General features: G+C 51.3%; 9 tRNA genes and 1 rRNA gene (1 of these 10 only partly in view). All 10 read right to left on the bottom strand.

Annotated elements, in window-relative coordinates:
* Positions 1-1,526: ribosomal RNA gene (locus MHB75_RS13445) — 16S ribosomal RNA — on the bottom strand; it reaches 22 nt to the left of the window's first position.
* A gap of 123 nt (positions 1,527-1,649) precedes the next feature.
* A tRNA-Ala gene (locus tag MHB75_RS13440) sits at positions 1,650-1,725 on the bottom strand.
* A gap of 22 nt (positions 1,726-1,747) precedes the next feature.
* Positions 1,748-1,824, bottom strand: a tRNA-Pro gene (locus MHB75_RS13435).
* A 4-nt stretch (positions 1,825-1,828) separates the two neighbouring features.
* Positions 1,829-1,905 (bottom strand) — tRNA-Arg (locus MHB75_RS13430).
* A 26-nt stretch (positions 1,906-1,931) separates the two neighbouring features.
* Positions 1,932-2,020, bottom strand: a tRNA-Leu gene (locus tag MHB75_RS13425).
* Between the two features lie 5 nt (positions 2,021-2,025).
* A tRNA-Gly gene (locus MHB75_RS13420) sits at positions 2,026-2,100 on the bottom strand.
* A gap of 49 nt (positions 2,101-2,149) precedes the next feature.
* Positions 2,150-2,234: transfer RNA gene (locus MHB75_RS13415), tRNA-Leu, on the bottom strand.
* Positions 2,235-2,250: 16 nt separating this feature from the next.
* Positions 2,251-2,326: transfer RNA gene (locus MHB75_RS13410), tRNA-Lys, on the bottom strand.
* A gap of 4 nt (positions 2,327-2,330) precedes the next feature.
* Positions 2,331-2,406: transfer RNA gene (locus tag MHB75_RS13405), tRNA-Thr, on the bottom strand.
* A gap of 9 nt (positions 2,407-2,415) precedes the next feature.
* Positions 2,416-2,491, bottom strand: a tRNA-Val gene (locus MHB75_RS13400).
* Between the last annotated feature and the right edge of the window lie 9 nt (positions 2,492-2,500).

The following is a 2,500-nucleotide window of genomic DNA, read 5'->3' as shown; positions in this document are numbered from 1 at the left end:
CTTCCGATACGGCTACCTTGTTACGACTTCACCCCAATCATCTATCCCACCTTAGGCGGCTGGCTCCTTACGGTTACCCCACCGACTTCGGGTGTTACAAACTCTCGTGGTGTGACGGGCGGTGTGTACAAGGCCCGGGAACGTATTCACCGCGGCATGCTGATCCGCGATTACTAGCGATTCCGGCTTCATGCAGGCGAGTTGCAGCCTACAATCCGAACTGAGAACGATTTTATGAGATTAGCTTACCCTCGCGAGTTTGCGACTCTTTGTATCGTCCATTGTAGCACGTGTGTAGCCCAGGTCATAAGGGGCATGATGATTTGACGTCATCCCCACCTTCCTCCGGTTTGTCACCGGCAGTCTCCTTAGAGTGCCCAACTAAATGATGGCAACTAAGAATAAGGGTTGCGCTCGTTGCGGGACTTAACCCAACATCTCACGACACGAGCTGACGACAACCATGCACCACCTGTCACCAATGTCCCCGAAGGGAAAATCCTATCTCTAGGACGGTCATTGGGATGTCAAGACCTGGTAAGGTTCTTCGCGTTGCTTCGAATTAAACCACATGCTCCACCGCTTGTGCGGGCCCCCGTCAATTCCTTTGAGTTTCAACCTTGCGGTCGTACTCCCCAGGCGGAGTGCTTAATGCGTTAGCTGCAGCACTAAGGGGCGGAAACCCCCTAACACTTAGCACTCATCGTTTACGGCGTGGACTACCAGGGTATCTAATCCTGTTTGCTCCCCACGCTTTCGCGCCTCAGTGTCAGTTACAGACCAGACAGTCGCCTTCGCCACTGGTGTTCCTCCAAATCTCTACGCATTTCACCGCTACACTTGGAATTCCACTATCCTCTTCTGCACTCAAGTTCCCCAGTTTCCAATGACCCTCCACGGTTGAGCCGTGGGCTTTCACATCAGACTTAAGAAACCACCTGCGCGCGCTTTACGCCCAATAAATCCGGACAACGCTTGCCACCTACGTATTACCGCGGCTGCTGGCACGTAGTTAGCCGTGGCTTTCTAATAAGGTACCGTCAAGGTACGTTCATTTCCTAACGTACTTGTTCTTCCCTTACAACAGAGTTTTACGATCCGAAAACCTTCATCACTCACGCGGCGTTGCTCCATCAGACTTTCGTCCATTGTGGAAGATTCCCTACTGCTGCCTCCCGTAGGAGTTTGGGCCGTGTCTCAGTCCCAATGTGGCCGATCACCCTCTCAGGTCGGCTATGCATCGTTGCCTTGGTAGGCCGTTACCCCACCAACTAGCTAATGCACCGCGGGCCCATCCTACAGTGACGCCGAAGCGCCTTTCAACTTCAAAACATGTGATTCGAAGGATTATTCGGTATTAGCCCAGGTTTCCCTGAGTTATCCCAATCTGTAGGGCAGGTTGCCCACGTGTTACTCACCCGTCCGCCGCTAAATCAGAGAAGCAAGCTTCTCGTCATTCGCTCGACTTGCATGTATTAGGCACGCCGCCAGCGTTCGTCCTGAGCCAGGATCAAACTCTCCATAAAAGTAGTTTGAAAGCTCATTTGCTTTGCTAGCGTTATCTTTTGATAACAATTGCTTATTCACTTAATGTGATAAGACTTGTTTGTGATTATCTTCTTGCTTGTTTAGTTTTCAAGGTTCATGTTTGGTGGAGCCTAGCGGGATCGAACCGCTGACCTCCTGCGTGCAAGGCAGGCGCTCTCCCAGCTGAGCTAAGGCCCCAATATAATGGGTATGTTGTTAATGGTCGGAATGACAGGATTCGAACCTGCGACCCCTTGGTCCCAAACCAAGTGCTCTACCAAGCTGAGCTACATTCCGGAAATGGTGCGCCCGGCAGAAGTCGAATCCACAACCTTCTGATCCGTAGTCAGACGCTCTATCCAATTGAGCTACGGGCGCAAAAATAATATACGGTTTTTAAAAAATGGTGCCGAGGGCCGGAATCGAACCGGCACGGTGATCACTCACCGCAGGATTTTAAGTCCTGTGCGTCTGCCAGTTCCGCCACCCCGGCATATTTGGAGCGGAAGACGAGGTTCGAACTCGCGACCCCCACCTTGGCAAGGTGGTGTTCTACCACTGAACTACTTCCGCAATATGCTTAGATATTTTTATCTGACAGTTATGAAATTATAAGAAACTATGGTGCGGGTGAAGGGAGTCGAACCCCCACGCCTTGCGGCGCTAGATCCTAAGTCTAGTGCGTCTGCCAATTCCGCCACACCCGCATAGTAAATATTAAAGTGGTGAGTCATGCAGGATTCGAACCTGCGACCCTCTGATTAAAAGTCAGATGCTCTACCAACTGAGCTAATGACTCAAAATGGTGCCGGCGAAAGGAGTCGAACCCTCGACCTACTGATTACAAGTCAGTTGCTCTACCAACTGAGCTACACCGGCATATTTTGATGGTGGAGGATGACGGGATCGAACCGCCGACCCCCTGCTTGTAAGGCAGGTGCTCTCCCAGCTGAGCTAATCCTCCATTATATAA

It is taken from the genome of Kurthia sp. FSL E2-0154 (assembly GCF_038003625.1).
In the GTDB taxonomy this organism is placed as follows: Bacteria; Bacillota; Bacilli; order Bacillales_A; family Planococcaceae; genus Kurthia; species Kurthia gibsonii.
This window is presented reverse-complemented; position numbering and strand designations above follow the sequence as displayed.